Annotated in this window: 1 pseudogene; it reads left to right on the forward strand. The window is 37.7% G+C overall.

The annotated features are described in order from the left end of the window. Positions 1-228 (forward strand): annotated as a pseudogene (locus SB773_RS35230) (VOC family protein); the annotation flags it as partial.

The raw sequence follows: 228 nt of genomic DNA on the forward strand, positions 1-228 counted from the left end.
CCATTTATAACAGTGAAGGATCCTTCTGAGGCAATAGAGTTCTATAAAATGGTTTTCAATGCAAGGGTGAAGAATATTACTGAACATCCTGATGGAAATGGCAATAAAATGATTGTTCATTCGGAATTAGATTTTTGAAATGGTTTTTTGCAGCTGGGAGCAGCGAATCTGGCATATCAATTGGTCTTGCCGCCAGATGAAGGCAATGCATGTTATTCTTTAGGGATT

It is taken from the genome of Bacillus sp. SIMBA_074 (assembly GCF_046534555.1).
In the GTDB taxonomy this organism is placed as follows: Bacteria; Bacillota; Bacilli; order Bacillales; family Bacillaceae_G; genus Bacillus_A; species Bacillus_A mycoides.